Raw genomic sequence first — 15,698 nt, forward strand, 5'->3', positions numbered from 1 at the left:
GGCGTGGGCGTGGGTGTGCGGGTGGCCGGCGGTGGCCCCGGACGCGGTCGCGGGGGACGGGCCCGGTGCCGCAGCCTCGGCGGCGTCCAGATCGTCACCGCCGTGCGAGCTCTGCCGGGTCGCGAGGAGGCGTTCGACCAGATGGGCGACGAGGAAGCCGCCGACGAACAGCAGCAGCGCCTGCGGAACGCCCAGCACTTCGTTGCCCGCGGCGGAGACCGCCTCGGGCAGCAGATCGAGGCCGACGACGCCGAGCATGAGCCCACCGGCGAGGCCGAGCACGAGGTGCCGGCGGTCGGTGACGCGTTGCGCCGTCCAGCCGCCGAACAGCGTCATCAGGAACGCGCCGAGCGCGACGAACACCGCCATGAGCCCCTGCATAGCCGATCATTGCCGGTCCGCGCACATCCGGGGGCGCCCGGAGGCCCGGATCGGGGCCTGTCGTGACCAACTTCACGTTTGGCGCCCCTTTCGGACCGCCCGACCTGACGGTCGGTATCGGCGTACGTCCCGGCGTGCCGGCGGACGACGTGATCGCGCTGGTGGCGGACGTGCTGCTGGCGGCGGAGCTGCGGCCCGCCGCCGTGGCGGAGCTCGCGACCCTCGACACGCGGGCCGCCGAGCCCGGTCTCGTGGCCGCGGCGGCACGCCTCGGCGTTCCGCTGCGCGGCTGGCCCGCCGAGGTGCTCGACGCGGTGCCCGTGCCGAACCCGGCGGACGGTGTACGGGCGGCAGCCGGGACGGGATCGGTCGCGGAGGCGGCGGCTCTCGCGGGCGGCGGGCGGCTGCTGGTGGCGAAGCGGAAGGGCGCGGCGGCCACGGCGACGTGCGCGGTCGCGCGCAAGGGACCGCGCGGTGCGCGACCGGGCGGCGGGGACGCGCTTCCCCTCCCGGGTGACGGTTCGTGTGCATCCCGTGGACAGAACGTCTGTGCGGAGGGTAGACAGCTCGGACACGCTGAACCGGATGCTGACGTGCCCTCCCCACAGGGCGCGTACGGAGGGAGCGCCGTGAGACGCACGGCCGAGCAGTCCGCCGATCCCCACGGTGCCGCGGGCACCCACGATCTGCGCCACCACGGCGACGCCGAGGTACGGGAGGGGCCGGGCGATCTGGTCGACCTGGCGGTCAACGTGCGGGGCGGGACGCCGCCCGGGTGGCTGCGGGACCGCATCGCCGACTCGCTGACGGGCCTCGCGGCGTATCCCGACGGCCGCAGGGCGCGCGCGGCCGTCGCGGCACGGCACGGTCTGCCGGTGGAGCGGGTCCTGCTGACGGCGGGCGCGGCCGAGGCGTTCGTCCTGCTGGCGCGGGCGCTTCGAGTGCACCGGCCGGTGGTGGTGCACCCGCAGTTCACGGAGCCCGAGGCCGCCCTGCGGGACGCGGGGTACGAGGTGCGGCGGGTGCTGCTGCGCCGGGAGGACGGCTTCCGGCTCGATCCGGGCGAGGTGCCCGACGACGCGGATCTGGTGGTCGTCGGGAATCCGACGAACCCCACCTCGGTGCTGCACCCCGCGGACACGCTGGCGTCGCTGGCGCGGCCCGGCCGGGTGCTGGTGGTGGACGAGGCGTTCATGGACGCGGTGCCGGGCGAGCTGGAGTCGCTGGCGGGCGACACCGATGTGCCGGGGCTCGTGGTGCTGCGGAGCCTGACGAAGACCTGGGGGCTCGCGGGGCTGCGCATCGGCTATGTGCTCGCCGAGCCGCAGGTGATCACGGAATTGGAGCGGGCGCAGCCGCTGTGGCCGGTGTCCACGCCCGCGCTGGCGGCGGCGGAGGCGTGCATGGCGCCGGACGCGCTCGCGGAGGCGGACGCGGCGGCGCGGGTGATGTGCGCCGAGCGGGCCCACCTGCTGGCGGGGCTCGCCGAATTCGAGGAGGTCGAGGCCGTGCACGCGGCGCAGGGCCCGTTCGTCCTGGTGCGCACGGCCCGGGCGGACGCGGTGCGGGCCCGGTTGCGGACGTACGGCTTCGCGGTGCGCAGGGGCGACACGTTCCCCGGCCTGGACGGCGAGTGGCTGCGCCTCGCGGTACGCGACCGGGCGACGACGAACCGCTTCCTCCAGGCCCTCGACCTGGCCCTGACGGGCACGGCGAGGGCGGCGTAGCGCTGCGGCGCTCGCGCGCGCAGGGCTGGCCGCGTCGCTGTCGCGGGCACCGGTGGGCTGGGCTCGGGGGGGGGGCGCCCCCCGGGGGGGGGGGGGGGGGGGGGCCCGGGGCCCCGGGGGCCCGCGCGCCGGGCACCCTCCGCCGCCGGGGCCTCGGCCCGGTGCGTCAGAGCCTTCGGGGCCTCGGCCCGGTGCGCGTCAGCGCGACGCTTCGAGGCTCCCGGCCCGGTGCGTCAGTGCGACGAGCGGCGCTTGGCCAGGACGACCGCGCCGGCGCCCGCCACCAGCAGGACCGCCGCGCCGCCCGCGATGTACGGCGTGGTCGAACTGCCTCCCGTCTCGGCGAGCTTCTCCTTCGCCGAGGAGACCGGCTCGGGGTTGGACGCGCTCTGCGCCTTGACGTCCGGCGCCTGGGAGGCGGGCGGGTTCGTCGGCTTTGAGGGCTCTGACGGCTTGGAGGGCTCTGACGGCTTGGAGGGGCTCGTGCCGCCGCCCGAGCCCGGCCGTGCGGGCGTCGTGCAGTCGGCCGTCGCCAGCTGCACCGAGCCCTTCACGTCCGCGACGTTCAGCTTCAGCGGGTTGATGGAGACGTCCAGAGCGAGCGCCGTCGCGGCGGCCGTGCGGGACGTGGTCCTGGTGTGGGACAGTTCGAGGCTCACGTCGCCCACCCCGGGCACGCTCACCCGCGTCGGGCCGGCCGTCGACAGCGTGACGCGCCTGCCGAGCACCGTGACGTCGCCCAGCAGGTTCGAGACCGCGACGGGGCGCTTCCCCGCCTCGCAGGTCGCCCTGGAGGTGACCTGCTGGATCTCGATCAGGGAGAGCAGCGGGAGCCCCGGCACGTGCACCTTGGCGTGGGCGAGGTTCACGTACCCCTCCGCCGTCTTCCCCCGGACGGTCGCCCTCGCGTCCGCGACGTCCGCGCTGAGCATGCTGAACGGCCTGCCCTTGTCGACCCCGTCCACCGACAGGCTCAGCGCCTTCTTGTCCGCGCTCCGCGGCGCCCTCACCTCGTTGAGCGAGGTGTTGAGCGGCACGTCGACGCTCTTGTCGAGCAGCGAGACGTCGAGCCCCGCCTTCAGTACGGCCGCGTGGGCCGCCCCGCCGCCGCCCTCGACGCCGGTGGCCGAGGCGGGCGCCGCGAGGAGCACGGGGCCCACCGCCAGCGCAGCCGCCGCGATCGCGGCACAGCGGCGCACGGGCTTGCGGCGAAAGGTGTTGCTGTTCAAGATCGTGAAACCCCCACATAGACCTGGTGTCGCCGGCCGGCCGACTGGGGACAGGGCGCGGTGGCGACTGGGACATCCGCATCTTTACGCACCGAGAGTGAACATGCGGGGACGGAGCGCTAGTTCACTCGAAAGTGGGGTTTTCGTGACACCATTCGATTCCTGAGGCACGGGAGTTCACTCGTCTCGCGCAGCAGTCACCCTCATGGGTGGTGGGGAGTCACGGACGTGATGATGTCCAACGAGGAGAGTCGCCTCTCGTCACGTCCTGTCAACCCGTCATGTCAGGTACCGGAGCGCCGCGTACCGCCCCGCGGGGCGGGCACTCGCGGCGGCCCGTACCGCCCGCGACCGCTCACGCCACGATGTGACCGGCGAGCACCACCCGGTGCGGCGCCGTGAGGACGCGTACGTCCGCGCGCGGGTCCTCCTCGTAGACCACGAGGTCCGCGGGGGCGCCCTCCTCCAGCGCGGGGCGGCCGAGCCAGCGACGGGCGCCCCAGGTGGCCGCTGAGAGCGCGTCCAGCACCGGGATGCCCGCCGTCACCAGCTCCGCGACCTCCGCGCCCACCAGACCGTGGGCGAGCGAGCCGCCCGCGTCCGTGCCCGCGTAGACGGGGATGCCGGCGTCGTACGCCGCGCGCACGGTGTCGTAGCGGCGCGCGTGCAGCCGCTCCATGTGCGCGGACCAGCGCGGGAACTTGGCCGACCCCGCGGCGGCGAGCTGCGGGAACGTCGCGATGTTGACCAGCGTCGGCACGATGGCGACGCCCCGCTCGGCGAACAGCGGGACGGTGTCCTCCGTCAGCCCCGTCGCGTGCTCGACGCAGTCGATGCCCGCCTCCACCAGGTCGCGCAGCGAGTCCTCGGCGAAGCAGTGCGCGGTGACGCGGGCGCCCAGCCGGTGCGCCTCCTCGATGGCCGCCTCGACGGCGCCCCGGGGCCAGCACGCGCCGAGGTCCCCGGTCCCGCGGTCGATCCAGTCACCGACGATCTTGACCCAGCCGTCGCCGCGCCGCGCCTCGCGCGCCACGTAGGCGACCAGGTCCTCCGGCTCGATCTCATGGGCGAAGTTGCGGATGTAGCGGCGGGTCCGCGCGATGTGCCGCCCTGCCCTGATGATCTTGGGCAGGTCGTCGCGGTCGTCGATCCAGCGGGTGTCGGAGGGCGAGCCCGCGTCCCGCAGCAGCAGCGCGCCCGCGTCCCGGTCGCCGACGGCCTGCTTCTCGCTGGTCGCCTCGTCCACCGGGCCGTGCGCGTCGAGCCCGACGTGGCAGTGGGCGTCGACCAGGCCCGGCAGCGCCCAGCCGGTCACGGTGCGCAGGTCGCGGACGCCCGCGGGCCGCTCGTAGGTGACCCTGCCCGCGACCACCCACAGCTCGTCCACGGCCTCGTCGGGGCCGAGGAGGACCCGGCCCCTCACGTGCAGTGCCGGCGCTGTCGTCGCATCGCTCATGGGAGCACTGTACGAGGCCGTGAGACCCTCGTTCGAGCGGAGTTCCGAGAAGATCGCAGCCGCCGGCAGCGGCGGTCTCGGCAGCCGCGTCCAGGACACCCGGAAACCGGAGAGAAGCCCAGCCGTGACACACCCCGCACCCGCAAGGCCCCCGCACGACGCCCTGTTGGACCTGGCCCCGCCGACCGCCGCCGAGTTCGCCGCCGTGGAGCGGCGGGTGGCCGCGCTGCTGGACACCGGCAACGACGTGGTGATCATGCAGGGCGAGGCGCTGTTGCCCCTCGAAGGGTGCGTGAAGGGCGCCGCGCGGCCCGGCTCCACCGCGCTCAACGTGGTCACGGGACCCTACGGGCAGACCTTCGGCGGCTGGCTGCGCGACTGCGGCGCGATTGTGCACGACCTTGAGGTGCCGTTCTCCGGCGCGGCGGGCGCGGAGCAGGTGGAGCGCGCGCTCGCGGAGCACCCGGAGACGGACTTCGTGTCGCTGGTGCACGCCGAGGCGGCCACCGGCAACACCAACCCGGTCGGTGAGATCGGCGAGGTCGTACGCGCGCACGGAGCGCTGCTGATGCTGGACGCGGTGGCGTCGGTCGCGGCGGAGCCGCTGCTGCCCGACGCGTGGGGCGTGGACCTGTGCGTGATCGGCGCGCAGAAGGCGATGGGCGGTCCCGCCGGCGTCTCGGCCGTGTCGGTGAGCGAGCGCGCCTGGGCCAGGCTGGCCGGCAATCCGCGGGCGCCCCGCCGCTCGTACCTCTCGCTGCTCGACTGGAAGGAGCGCTGGATCGACACGGGGAGGCGCGCCCTCCCGCACGCGCCCGCGCAGCTGGAGATGGCGGCCCTCGACGCCTGCCTGGCCCGGATCGAGGAGACGGGCCTGGCCGCGGTGCAGTCCCGGCACGCCCGGGCGGCGGCAGCGGCGCGCGCGGGCGCTCTGGCGCTGGGCGGCGGGCTCACCCCGTACGTGCACGAGGCCTCGGCCGCAGCGCCGGTGGCCACGACTCTGCGCGCCCCGGCGGGGGTGGACGCGTCCGCGCTGGTGGCGAAGGCGCTGGCGGCCGACCCGGAGCTGCCGCTGATCGCGGGCGGCGGAGCGCTGGCGGCCGAGATGATCCGGGTCAACCACTACGGGCCGCACGCCACGGCGAGCGCGGTGACCCGTTCGCTGCGGGCGCTCGGGGACGCGCTGGCGGTCACGGCGGGCACCGGGGCGGTGCCGGTGGACACGGAGGCCGCGGCGCGTGCCGTGGCGGAGGCGTGGGCCTGAGACCTCCGTAACCGCGGCGGGCCCCCCCGGGGGGCCCCGCGGGGGGCCCCCCCCCCCGGCCCCCCCCGGGGGCCCGGGGGGCCCCGGGGGGGGGGCGGGGGCCCCCGGCGGCCGGGGGGGGGGCGGGGGCGGGGGGGGGGCCCGCCCCCCCCCCCCCCCGCGCCCCCCCCGCCGGCGCCCCCGGGGGGGGCCCCGGCAGCCGCGGACAGCCGGGCGCACGCTGGGCACCACCGCGCGTGTCCCCGTACCGCCCCTCGGCGCAACCCCTGTACCGTCCCTCGGCGCAACCCCTTGGACAGCGAGTCCGCACCTGTGCGTGCGTCCCCGTCGTGCGCCGCCCCGCGGCCCCGGCGGCCGATTCCCGTGGCGGCTTTCCGCCAAAGCTCCGGCGTACCACTGGCGCGTCCTGACGCTTCGTGACGCCTCATGATGTTTCTGTGGTTTCCGCGCAGAATTCCCCTCTCACGCGGCACCAAGAATATGTTAAGTTGAGAATCAGAATTCCCGCTCTTTTGCGAGCAGCTACCCGCTATGCTTCTGCCCGCTTTCCTCTTGGCTAAACGCCTAGATTTCGACAGGATGTTCAGCGTAATTCGGACACATTTACGCTCGTCATCCAGTTGTGACCGAGTCCACAGCGGACGCCGATTTGACCGATAAATCCGGCACAAAATCGGGCGTTTCACCGTAGGGGCTGTTTGGGTCCGCGCCCGCGTGATAACACAAGAACGCGTTTCGCCCAACCCCTAGCCCAGATGCATCTTTCGGAATTACTCGGTAAATTCAATCCGTATGACCGCCGCACAAGCAGACCTTGCAGGGGCCACAGGCGAATTCAACTCCTCCTCGGGTTCTCCGGGATCTTTCGTGATCGACACCCCACGAGTCGAGGATGGAGCCGCGATCTGGCGCATCGCCCGTGACTCCGAGGTACTCGACCTCAACTCCTCGTACAGCTACCTGCTGTGGTGCCGGGACTTCGCCGCCACATCCGTCGTCGCGCGGAACGCGGCCGGCGAGCCGATAGGTTTCGTGACCGGCTACGTCAGGCCGCAGCGCCCCGACGCACTCGTCGTCTGGCAGGTCGCCGTGGACGACGCGTACCGCGGAAAGGGCATCGCGGGCGCTCTCCTCGACGCGCTCACCGACCGGGTCACCAGCGGCCTCGGGATCACCCGGGTCGAGACGACCGTGACCCCCGACAACACCGCCTCGGACCACATGTTCACCGCGTACGCCGCCCGTCGGGGCGCCGCACTGGACCGCGAGGTCCTCTTCGACGGCGAGCTGTTCCCCGCGCACGGGGACGTCGCGCACGCCCCCGAGGTCCTCTACCGCATCGGCCCGCTGACCTCGGGCTGAGACCTCCGGCCGACCCGCACCCTCCCGGCAGCGCCGCTGACACCGGCGCGCCTCGGTCCGTGCGGCACCGGCGCCGATCCGATCCCACCCGCCACGGGTTCCGCGAGATCCACGATCCGCTCGACCGACGCGGTTCCCCCCAGACGTCCTCGCTCCCCCACAAGAAGCCTCCGTTCTCTGCACCGCAGGAGACCGCCGTGACCATCACCCCGCCCGCCCTGAGCGTCTTCGAGACCATCGAGTCCGAGGTGCGCAGCTACTGCCGCGGCTGGCCTGCCGTCTTCGACCGCGCGCAGGGCAGCCGTCTGACCGACGAGGACGGCCACACGTACCTCGACTTCTTCGCCGGCGCCGGCTCACTCAACTACGGCCACAACAACGCCGTGCTGAAACGTGCCCTCATCGACTACATCGAGCGTGACGGCATCACCCACGGCCTCGACATGGCCACCACCGCGAAGCGGGCGTTCCTGGAGTCGTTCCAGAACGTGATCCTGCGCCCGCGCGACCTGCCGTACAAGGTCATGTTCCCGGGCCCGACCGGCACCAACGCCGTCGAGTCCGCGCTGAAGCTGGCCCGCAAGGTGAAGGACCGCGAGTCGGTGGTCTCCTTCACCAACGCGTTCCACGGCATGTCGCTCGGCTCGCTCGCCGTCACCGGCAACGCCTTCAAGCGCGCCGGCGCCGGCATCCCGCTGGTCCACGGCACGCCGATGCCGTTCGACCACTACCTGGACGACCAGGTGCCGGACTTCCTCTGGTTCGAGCGGCTGCTGCTCGACCGCGGCTCCGGCCTGAACAAGCCCGCCGCCGTGATCGTCGAGACGGTGCAGGGCGAGGGCGGCATCAACGTGGCGCGCCCCGAGTGGCTGCGCGCGCTGTCCGACCTGTGCCACCGCCACGACATGCTGCTCATCGTCGACGACATCCAGATGGGCTGCGGCCGCACGGGCCCGTTCTTCTCCTTCGAGGAGGCCGGGATCGTGCCGGACATCGTGACGGTGTCCAAGTCCATCAGCGGCTACGGCCTGCCGATGTCGCTCTGCCTGTTCCGGCCGGAGCTGGACGTGTGGGAGCCCGGGGAGCACAACGGCACGTTCCGCGGCAACAACCCGGCGTTCGTGACGGCCGCCGCCGCGCTCAACACGTACTGGGCCGACGGGCAGATGGAGAAGCAGACCATCGCACGCGGCGAGCAGGTGGAGCAGGCGCTGGCCGGGATCTGCGCGGAGAGCGCGGGCGGCGACGCGGAGTTCCGGGGCCGCGGCCTCGTCTGGGGCATGGAGTTCAAGGACAAGCCGCGGGCGGGTGCCGTGTGCCGGCGCGCGTTCGAGCTGGGGCTGCTGCTGGAGACGTCGGGTCCGGAGAGCGAGGTCGTGAAGCTGCTTCCGCCGCTGACCATCACGCCGGAGGAGCTGGACGAGGGGCTGCGGACCCTGGAGCGGGCCGTACGGGACACCGCCCCGGTCCCGGCCGCGGCGGTCTGAGCCGCCCCCGGCCGCTCCCGCGGCCCTCCCGGAAGCCGCACGTCCGGCGTTCCGCCCCGGAAGCGGCACGTCCGGCGGGGGGGCCCCCCCCCCCGCCCGGGGGGGGGCCCCCCCCCCGGGGGCCCCCCCGCCCCCGCGGGGTCGGGGGGCGCGGGGCCCCCCTGCGCCGGGCGTGGCCGCGCGGGCGCGGGGGGGGGGGGGGGGGGGGGGCCGCGGCCCCCCCGGGGGGGGGCCGCCCCCCCCCCCACGTCCCGGGGCGCCCCGCCGTCCCGGGAGTTGCATGTCCCGTACACAGATCCCGTACACATATCCCGTCCACAGAGAGGCAAGAAAGCACCGTGATCGTCCGATCGTTCAAGGACATCGAGAACACCGACCGCCACGTGAAGGCCGCGTCGGGCACGTGGGAGAGCAAGCGGATCGTCGTGGCCAAGGAGAAGGTCGGCTTCTCCCTGCACGAGACCATCATGTACGCGGGCACGGAGACGTCGATGTGGTACGCCAACCACATCGAGGCCGTGCTGTGCGTCGAGGGCGAGGCGCAGGTCACGAACGACGAGACCGGCGAGGTCCACGACATCACGCCCGGCACGATGTACCTGCTCAACGGCCATGAGCACCACACCGTGCGGCCCAAGTCGGACTTCCGCGTCATCTGCGTGTTCAACCCGCCGGTGACCGGCCGGGAGGAGCACGACGAGAACGGTGTCTACCCGCTGCTGACCGAGGACTGAGCCACGGCCCGGTCTCCCGGCACACAGAAGGACCGTTTGAGACACAGAGAGAACCGGTACCGCACCGGGAACAGCAAGGAAGGACCCTCATGACCACCGCCCCAGCCCGTCCCAAGGACCTCTACCCGACCCGCGGCGCCGCCGAAGTGACCACCCCGCGGCAGGACCCGGTCGTCTGGTCCGCGCCCGACGCTCCCGGGCCGATCCAGCCCGCGGACCTCGGCGCCTTCGAACGCGACGGCTTCCTCTCGATCGACCAGCTGGTCGGGCCGGACGACGTGGCCCGCTTCCGTACGGAGACCCAGCGCCTGATCACCGACCCGAAGATCCGGGCCGACGAGCGCTCCATCGTGGAGCCGAAGACGCAGGAGATCCGGTCGGTCTTCGAGATCCACAAGATCAGCGAGGTCTTCGCCTCCCTCGTACGGGACGAACGGGTCGCCGGGATCGCCCGGCAGATCCTCGGGTCCGAGGTGTACGTGCACCAGACGCGGATCAACCTGAAGCCCGGCTTCGGCGCCTCCGGCTTCTACTGGCACTCGGACTTCGAGACCTGGCACGCCGAGGACGGCATGCCGAACATGCGGGCCGTCTCGGTCTCGATCGCGCTGACCGAGAACTACGACACGAACGGCGGGCTGATGATCATGCCCGGTTCGCACAAGACGTTCCTCGGCTGCGCGGGCGAGACGCCGAAGGACAACTACAAGAAGTCGCTCCAGATGCAGGACGCGGGCACCCCGTCGGACGAGGCGCTGACGACCATGGCGGACGCGCACGGCATCAAGCTGTTCACCGGCAGGGCCGGCTCGGCGACCTGGTTCGACTGCAACTGCATGCACGGCTCGGGCGACAACATCACGCCGTACGCCCGCAGCAACGTGTTCATCGTGTTCAACAGCGTGGAGAACAGCGCGGTGGAGCCGTTCGCCGCGCCGGTTCCGCGCCCGGACTTCATCGGCTCGCGGGACTTCACCCCGGTGCGCTGACGGTCCCTCCCGCAGGGGCATGACGGGTGCGGGGGCGGCGGAGATTATCCGCCGTCCCCGCACCCGTCGCCGCGTTTCCGCACCCTCGCCGCGCCCAGCACCCGTTGCCGCGCCCAGCGCCCTTCGTCGCGTCCGGCACCCGTCGTCGCGTCCCGCGCCCCTCGTCGCGTTTCCCGCACTCCTCGCCGCGTCCCGCGCCCGGGTCAGGCCGCGAGCGCCTCCAGCGCCCGGTCGGCGTCGGCCTGCGTGTTGTAGAGGTGGAACGACATGCGCAGGTTGCCCGCGCGGACCGACGCGTCCACGCCCGCCGCGTGCAGGGCTTCCTGCCGGCCGCCGAGACCCGGTGCGCCCACGACCGGCGAGTCGCCCGCCGGGACGACATCGTGCCCCGCGTCGGCCATGCCGCGCCTGAACCGCCGTGCCAGCGCCGTCACATGAGTGTGGACCGCGTCGGTGCCGATCTCCTCGAGCAGCGCGAGGGACTGCTCGGCGCCGTGGTAGGCGAGGAAGGAGACGCTCTCGTCGAAGCGGCGGGCCGAGTCGGCGAAGTCGGCGACAGGGCCGTAGGTCGACTGCCACGGGTCGGCGCCCGAGACCCATCCCGCGTGCAGCGGCACCAGTGTCTCCTGGGCCTGCTCCGTGACCGTGAGGAACGAGGTGCCGCGCGGGGAGCACAGGAACTTGTAGCCGCCGGTCACGGTGTAGTCCCAGTCCCCCGCCGCGACGGGCAGCCAGCCGGCCGCCTGCGTCGTGTCCAGCAGCGTACGGGCGCCGTACGCGAGCGCCGCCTCCCGGACGGCGGCCAGGTCGGCGAGCCTGCCGTCCGCCGACTGGACGGCGGAGAGCGCGACGAGCGCCGTACGGGCGTCGAGCGACTGGGCGAGCCGGTCGAGCGGCACCTGCCGCACGGCCAGCCCGCGTACCGCGAAGGGCGTGACGAGCGAGCTGAAATCCCCCTCGGGCACCAGGACTTCGCCTCCCGCCGGCACCGAACCCGCGATCAGCGCGACATGTACGCACACGGCGTTGCCGACCGCGACCCGGTCGGCGGCCACCCCCGTGAGCCGGGCGAACGAGGCGCGGGCCGCCTCCACGGACTCGAAGCTCCCGGCGCCGCCGCCGCGCCGGCCCGTCGCGTTGGCCGCGGCCAGCTCCTGCACGGCGGCCACCGCCCTGCGCGGCAGCAGGCCGCAGTTCGAGGTGTTCAGATACGCCGTGTCGGGCGCGAACTCCGCGCCGCCCAGCCGTTGCGAGAGGTCCATGGGCAGTCAGCTTGGGACGGCCCGCGCCCTCCGTCAATCGGGCCCGGAACCCCGGGCCCGCCCGCGCGGCCGCCGGGGACGGGCGTCAGACCGTGGCGCCGCGCGTCTCCCACGCCTGCTGGAGCGCCTGGGTGAACAGCTCGGCGGGCTGGCCGCCCGACACTCCGTAGCGCCGGTCGAGCACGAAGAACGGCACACCGCCTGCGCCGAGCCGCGCCGCCTCGCGCTCGTCCGCCCGTACGTCGTCGGCGTACGCGGACGGGTCCGCGAGCACGCCCCTGACCTCTTCCTCGTCGAGGCCCGCCTCGACGCCGAGCGCGACGAGGGTGTCGGGCGCGTAGACGGACCGCTCCTCGGCGAAGTTCGCGCGGTAGGCGAGGTCAAGCAGCTCGCTGTGGCGCCCCCGCGCCTTGGCGAGGTGCAGGAGGCGGTGGATGTCGAAGGTGTTGCCGTGGTCGCGGCCCTCGGTGAGGTAACCCAGGCCCTCGGAGCGGGCGTTGGACGCCACGTGCTCCTCCATCTCGGCGGCCTCCTCGCGCGTGCGCCCGTACTTCGCGGCCAGCATGTCCACCACGGTCTCACCGCTCGCCGGGGCCGCCTTCGGGTCGAGCTCGAAGGAGCGGTGCACGACCTCCACCTCGTCCCGGTGCGGGAACGCCGCGAGGCCCTGCTCGAAGCGGGCCTTGCCGATGTAGCACCAGGGGCAGGCGATGTCGCTCCATATCTCGACGCGCATGGCTGTCCGTTCTCCGATTCTCTCGGTTCGCCGGGCGGGAGGGGCGGCCCATGGCGGACACGCCCCGGAAGCGCCCACCGTGGACCGAACGCCCGGCACGGCCCGTCCATTCCCGGCCGGCCCCGGGGGGGGGCCGGCCGGTGCCGGACGGCGGGCCGCTCGCACGGCCGCGCGCGGCGGGTCAGGCGCGGGGCTGCGCGTCCAGCTCGATGTCGTGGCGCAGTTCGCCGTCCTGCTGGAGCACCGACAGGTACTCGGCGCGCGGCGGGTGCGCGGCGCCCGCCGCGATGAGCGTGTAGCGGCCGGGCTCAAGGCCGGTGACCCGGTAGCGGCCGCCCACGGCGCGGACACCGGCCCGGCGCTTGCCGCGGTCGCTGACGACCGTGATCCAGGCGTCGCACCCATCGGGGTGGTCCGCACAGCGCAGCAGGCCGGTGACGGTGACCCGGCCGGTGGCGGGGTACGCGTCGGACGACCGCGGTGCCGTACGGGGTGCGGGCACGGCGCCCGAAGGTGCCGCGTGCCGGCCGTGGGCCTGGCCTCCGGCGCCCTGGGCCCCCGAAGCCGACAGGTTCTGCGAGATCTGCCGGGCCTGCGAGGCCGACAGCGCCTGCGCGGCGCCCGTGCCGTGCGCGGGCGCCGGTGTCCGCGGGGCCTGCCGGGCCTCCGGCGCGGAGGGCGCCTGAGCTGCCCGCGGGACGCCCGCGGTCCCCGCCGCCTGCCGGTCGCGCGGTGTGTCCTCGGCCGCGGGCACCGCCCAGGACGGCGTGCCCCGCCGGGCGGGTGCGGCGGCCTCGCCCGAGCCCCGGCCGTAGGCGGTCGCGGTCGCGACCCGCATGCCGCGCGCCTCCGCGTACCCGGCCAGGGCCTCGTCCAGCGCGCCCAGTTCACGCAGCGCGGCGTCCAGCCGGTCCGCGCGCGGACCCGACGATGCGCCGAGCGCCGATTGCAGTTCGCAGACCAGCGGGCCGATCCTGAGCCAGTCGCCCTCGGGCTCCCCGGTGGCGAGGCGCCGGTCGAGGGCGGCGAGCGACTCGCCGAAGGTCTGAGTGAGGTGCTCGATCCGGGCCGCGAGGTGCGGCGCCAGGTCGATGTCGATGTCGGCCGCCGCGGCGAGCGCGCGGGCGTGGCCGGTCGCGTTGGTGAGCAGGGCCAGCCGGTTGGCGCCCGCGGCGCCCCGTACCCCGACGGGCATCTTGATCAGCGGCCGGGCGACGCCCTGGACCTGGAACATCGCCGCGTCCACGCCGCGCGCGGCGCCCCGCAGCCTGACCGGCGCCTCCGGGTCCTTCCAGCGGTCGGTGATCTGCGAGATCAGCTGCCCGATGGCGGCGGCGTAGCCGCGCTCGGCCTCCTTGATGAGGCGGCCGTTGGAGACGGGGAAGATCAGCGCGGCGCAGACGGTGGCGACGGCGATGCCGATGGCGTTGTCGAGGAGCCGCTCGGCGAGGAGGTGGTCCATGCCGCTGTAGGGCGTTGTCAGCCCGTACATCTGGACCAGCGCCGTGACGAGCCCGACGACCCAGAACGCGTACGCGCGCTGCATGCCCCAGGCGCCCAGCGACAGACCGGCGACGATGACCGCGAGGGTCGGGTACACGTGGCCGGGGCCGATGAGGTGGAGGAACAGGATGCCGATGACCGCGCCGACGACCGTGCCGGCCATGCGGTGGCCGAACTTGCGGAGGCGGTCGTGGGTGGTGTTCGTACCGAACAGCGTGATCATCACGCCGACGAGGCCCCAGTAGAAGCGGCTGGGGTCGATGGCGTCGGAGATCGGCGCGACGATCGCGACGGCGACGCCCGCGTGCAGCGGAAGGCGCAGGTACGGCACGACGCGCCGCCAGCCCCCGACGTTCTGCGCGGCGGAGAGGCGACGGGCGACGGCGCCGGTGCCGGCCGGCCGGTTCTGCTCCAGCGCGATGGTCTGCTGGAAGGGGACCTTGGCCCGTGCGGTCGGCGCGTCCCAGCCGAGGGCGAGCCAGTGGGCGAGCGAGTCGGCGAGGGAGTCGAGGAGCTGCCCGACCCGCTCGGCGAGGGCGGCGGCCTCGGCCTCGTCGGTGGTGAGTTCGGACCCCGCAGCGGCGACGGAGGCGGCTTCCTGCTGGATGAGCTGGGCCGCGGGCCGCAGCGCGCCGGCCCGGCCGAGCGGGGTGCCGCGGGCGATGACCAGGCCGACGACGACGGTCTCGCGCAGGGACGGCGTCATCTTGAGGCGGGTGAGCCGCTGGACGGCCTGGCCGATGCCCTGGAGGGCGAGTTCCGCGTCGAAGAGGTGGCGGTGCAGGAGCTCGGCGGTGTCCGGGTCGGCGGCGACCTCGGGCTGGGCGAGCCGGCCGTCGATGATGACCGTGGTCATGTTGAGGCGGCGCATGCTGCGGCGCATCTTCTTGACGGCGGTGTCGTGGTCGGCGTCGGGGTCGAGCGCGGCGACGGCCGCGTCGGCGACCCGGCGGGCCTCCACGACGAACGCGCGCTGGGTGCGCAGCAGGTCCTCGCGGGGCATCGGGTAGCAGAACAGCAGCCGTGCGACGAGGATGCCCGCGCAGGAGACGAGGGCGACGAGGAAGGCCTTGAAGCAGAGGTTCAACGGGATGCCGGCCATCATGCCGACCATGAACGAGTTGAACAGCATCATGCCCGTGAGCAGGTACATCGTGCCGAAGCGCGCGAGGAAGAACGTGAGCGCGAGGCCGAAGCCCATCAGGCTGAGTTCGAGCGGGCGGTTGTCGTGCAGCTCGGCGGCGAGCGGCAGCACCGCGGAGAACGGGATCGGCATCCACAGGATGGCGCGGGCGAGGCGCGGTGCCGTGTTCTCGGCGACCGCGAAGGCGCTCATCAGGCCCATCATGCCGCCGACGGTCATGCCGAGCATCGCGGGCAGGCCGAGGGCGACGGACATGCCGTAGCCGACGGCGAGCGCGGCGATCATGGATATGACGGACCGCCAGCCGGCCTGGAGCTGTCCGAGGCCGGGGTCGGCCGCGAGCACCCAGTCCCACCAGCGCCGGGGGCCGCCGACTCGGCGGGGCGCCACGGGCAGGGGGTGGTGGTCGGTGACGGGGGTGTCG

The 15,698-nt window shown here is 73.9% G+C and carries 11 protein-coding genes and 1 pseudogene; 6 read left to right on the plus strand and 6 right to left on the minus strand.

The genetic code is table 11. From position 1 onward, the window contains the following. Positions 1–369, minus strand: a pseudogene (locus LCE31_RS23725) (permease); the annotation flags it as partial. Between the two features lie 161 nt (positions 370–530). On the opposite strand from LCE31_RS23725, the gene cobC reads away from it, so the two are divergent. Next, positions 531–2,108 (plus strand): Rv2231c family pyridoxal phosphate-dependent protein CobC, encoded by a 1,578-nt coding sequence (gene cobC / locus LCE31_RS23730; protein WP_374118536.1) that lies wholly within the window; start codon positions 531–533, stop codon positions 2,106–2,108. Positions 2,109–2,341: 233 nt separating this feature from the next. Here cobC and LCE31_RS23735 read toward each other — a convergent pair whose 3' ends face one another. Both LCE31_RS23735 and LCE31_RS23740 read right to left on the minus strand, forming a co-directional pair. Beyond that, positions 2,342–3,337: an SCO1860 family LAETG-anchored protein gene (locus LCE31_RS23735; protein ID WP_225017389.1), complete on the minus strand. Its 996-nt coding sequence runs from the start codon at positions 3,335–3,337 to the stop codon at positions 2,342–2,344. Positions 3,338–3,692: 355 nt separating this feature from the next. Then, entirely contained in the window at positions 3,693–4,793 is a 1,101-nt protein-coding gene (locus LCE31_RS23740) for an amidohydrolase family protein (protein ID WP_225017390.1), read from the minus strand. A 124-nt stretch (positions 4,794–4,917) separates the two neighbouring features. Between LCE31_RS23740 and LCE31_RS23745 the strand changes: the two genes are divergently transcribed. The 5 genes from LCE31_RS23745 to thpD all read left to right on the plus strand — a co-directional run bounded on the left by LCE31_RS23745 (position 4,918) and on the right by thpD (position 10,629). After that, on the plus strand, positions 4,918–6,057 hold the full coding sequence (locus tag LCE31_RS23745; RefSeq protein WP_225017391.1) for a pyridoxal-phosphate-dependent aminotransferase family protein: 1,140 nt from the start codon (positions 4,918–4,920) through the stop codon (positions 6,055–6,057). Between the two features lie 792 nt (positions 6,058–6,849). Next, the gene (gene ectA / locus LCE31_RS23750) at positions 6,850–7,419 is read left to right on the plus strand and encodes a diaminobutyrate acetyltransferase (protein ID WP_225017392.1); all 570 of its coding nucleotides are present in this window, start codon (positions 6,850–6,852) and stop codon (positions 7,417–7,419) included. Between the two features lie 197 nt (positions 7,420–7,616). After that, complete coding sequence (gene ectB, locus LCE31_RS23755) at positions 7,617–8,906, plus strand: diaminobutyrate--2-oxoglutarate transaminase (RefSeq protein ID WP_225017393.1); 1,290 nt, start codon at positions 7,617–7,619, stop codon at positions 8,904–8,906. Between the two features lie 338 nt (positions 8,907–9,244). Then, positions 9,245–9,640, plus strand: coding sequence for an ectoine synthase (locus LCE31_RS23760; RefSeq protein ID WP_225017395.1), 396 nt, complete (start codon positions 9,245–9,247; stop codon positions 9,638–9,640). A gap of 89 nt (positions 9,641–9,729) precedes the next feature. After that, complete coding sequence (gene thpD / locus LCE31_RS23765) at positions 9,730–10,629, plus strand: ectoine hydroxylase (RefSeq protein WP_225017397.1); 900 nt, start codon at positions 9,730–9,732, stop codon at positions 10,627–10,629. 203 nt (positions 10,630–10,832) lie between these two features. Here the strand turns inward: thpD and LCE31_RS23770 are convergent, their stop codons facing one another. The 3 genes from LCE31_RS23770 to LCE31_RS23780 form a co-directional block, all read right to left on the minus strand. Next, positions 10,833–11,891 (minus strand): aminotransferase class V-fold PLP-dependent enzyme, encoded by a 1,059-nt coding sequence (locus LCE31_RS23770; RefSeq protein ID WP_225017399.1) that lies wholly within the window; start codon positions 11,889–11,891, stop codon positions 10,833–10,835. Positions 11,892–11,976: 85 nt separating this feature from the next. Beyond that, complete coding sequence (locus tag LCE31_RS23775) at positions 11,977–12,627, minus strand: DsbA family oxidoreductase (protein WP_225017401.1); 651 nt, start codon at positions 12,625–12,627, stop codon at positions 11,977–11,979. Positions 12,628–12,808: 181 nt separating this feature from the next. Beyond that, positions 12,809–15,698: FUSC family protein (locus LCE31_RS23780; RefSeq protein ID WP_308042298.1), on the minus strand; the 2,890-nt coding region annotated here is incomplete at its 5' end.

Source organism: Streptomyces sp. 8L (assembly GCF_020176795.1).
Classification (GTDB): Bacteria; Actinomycetota; Actinomycetes; order Streptomycetales; family Streptomycetaceae; genus Streptomyces.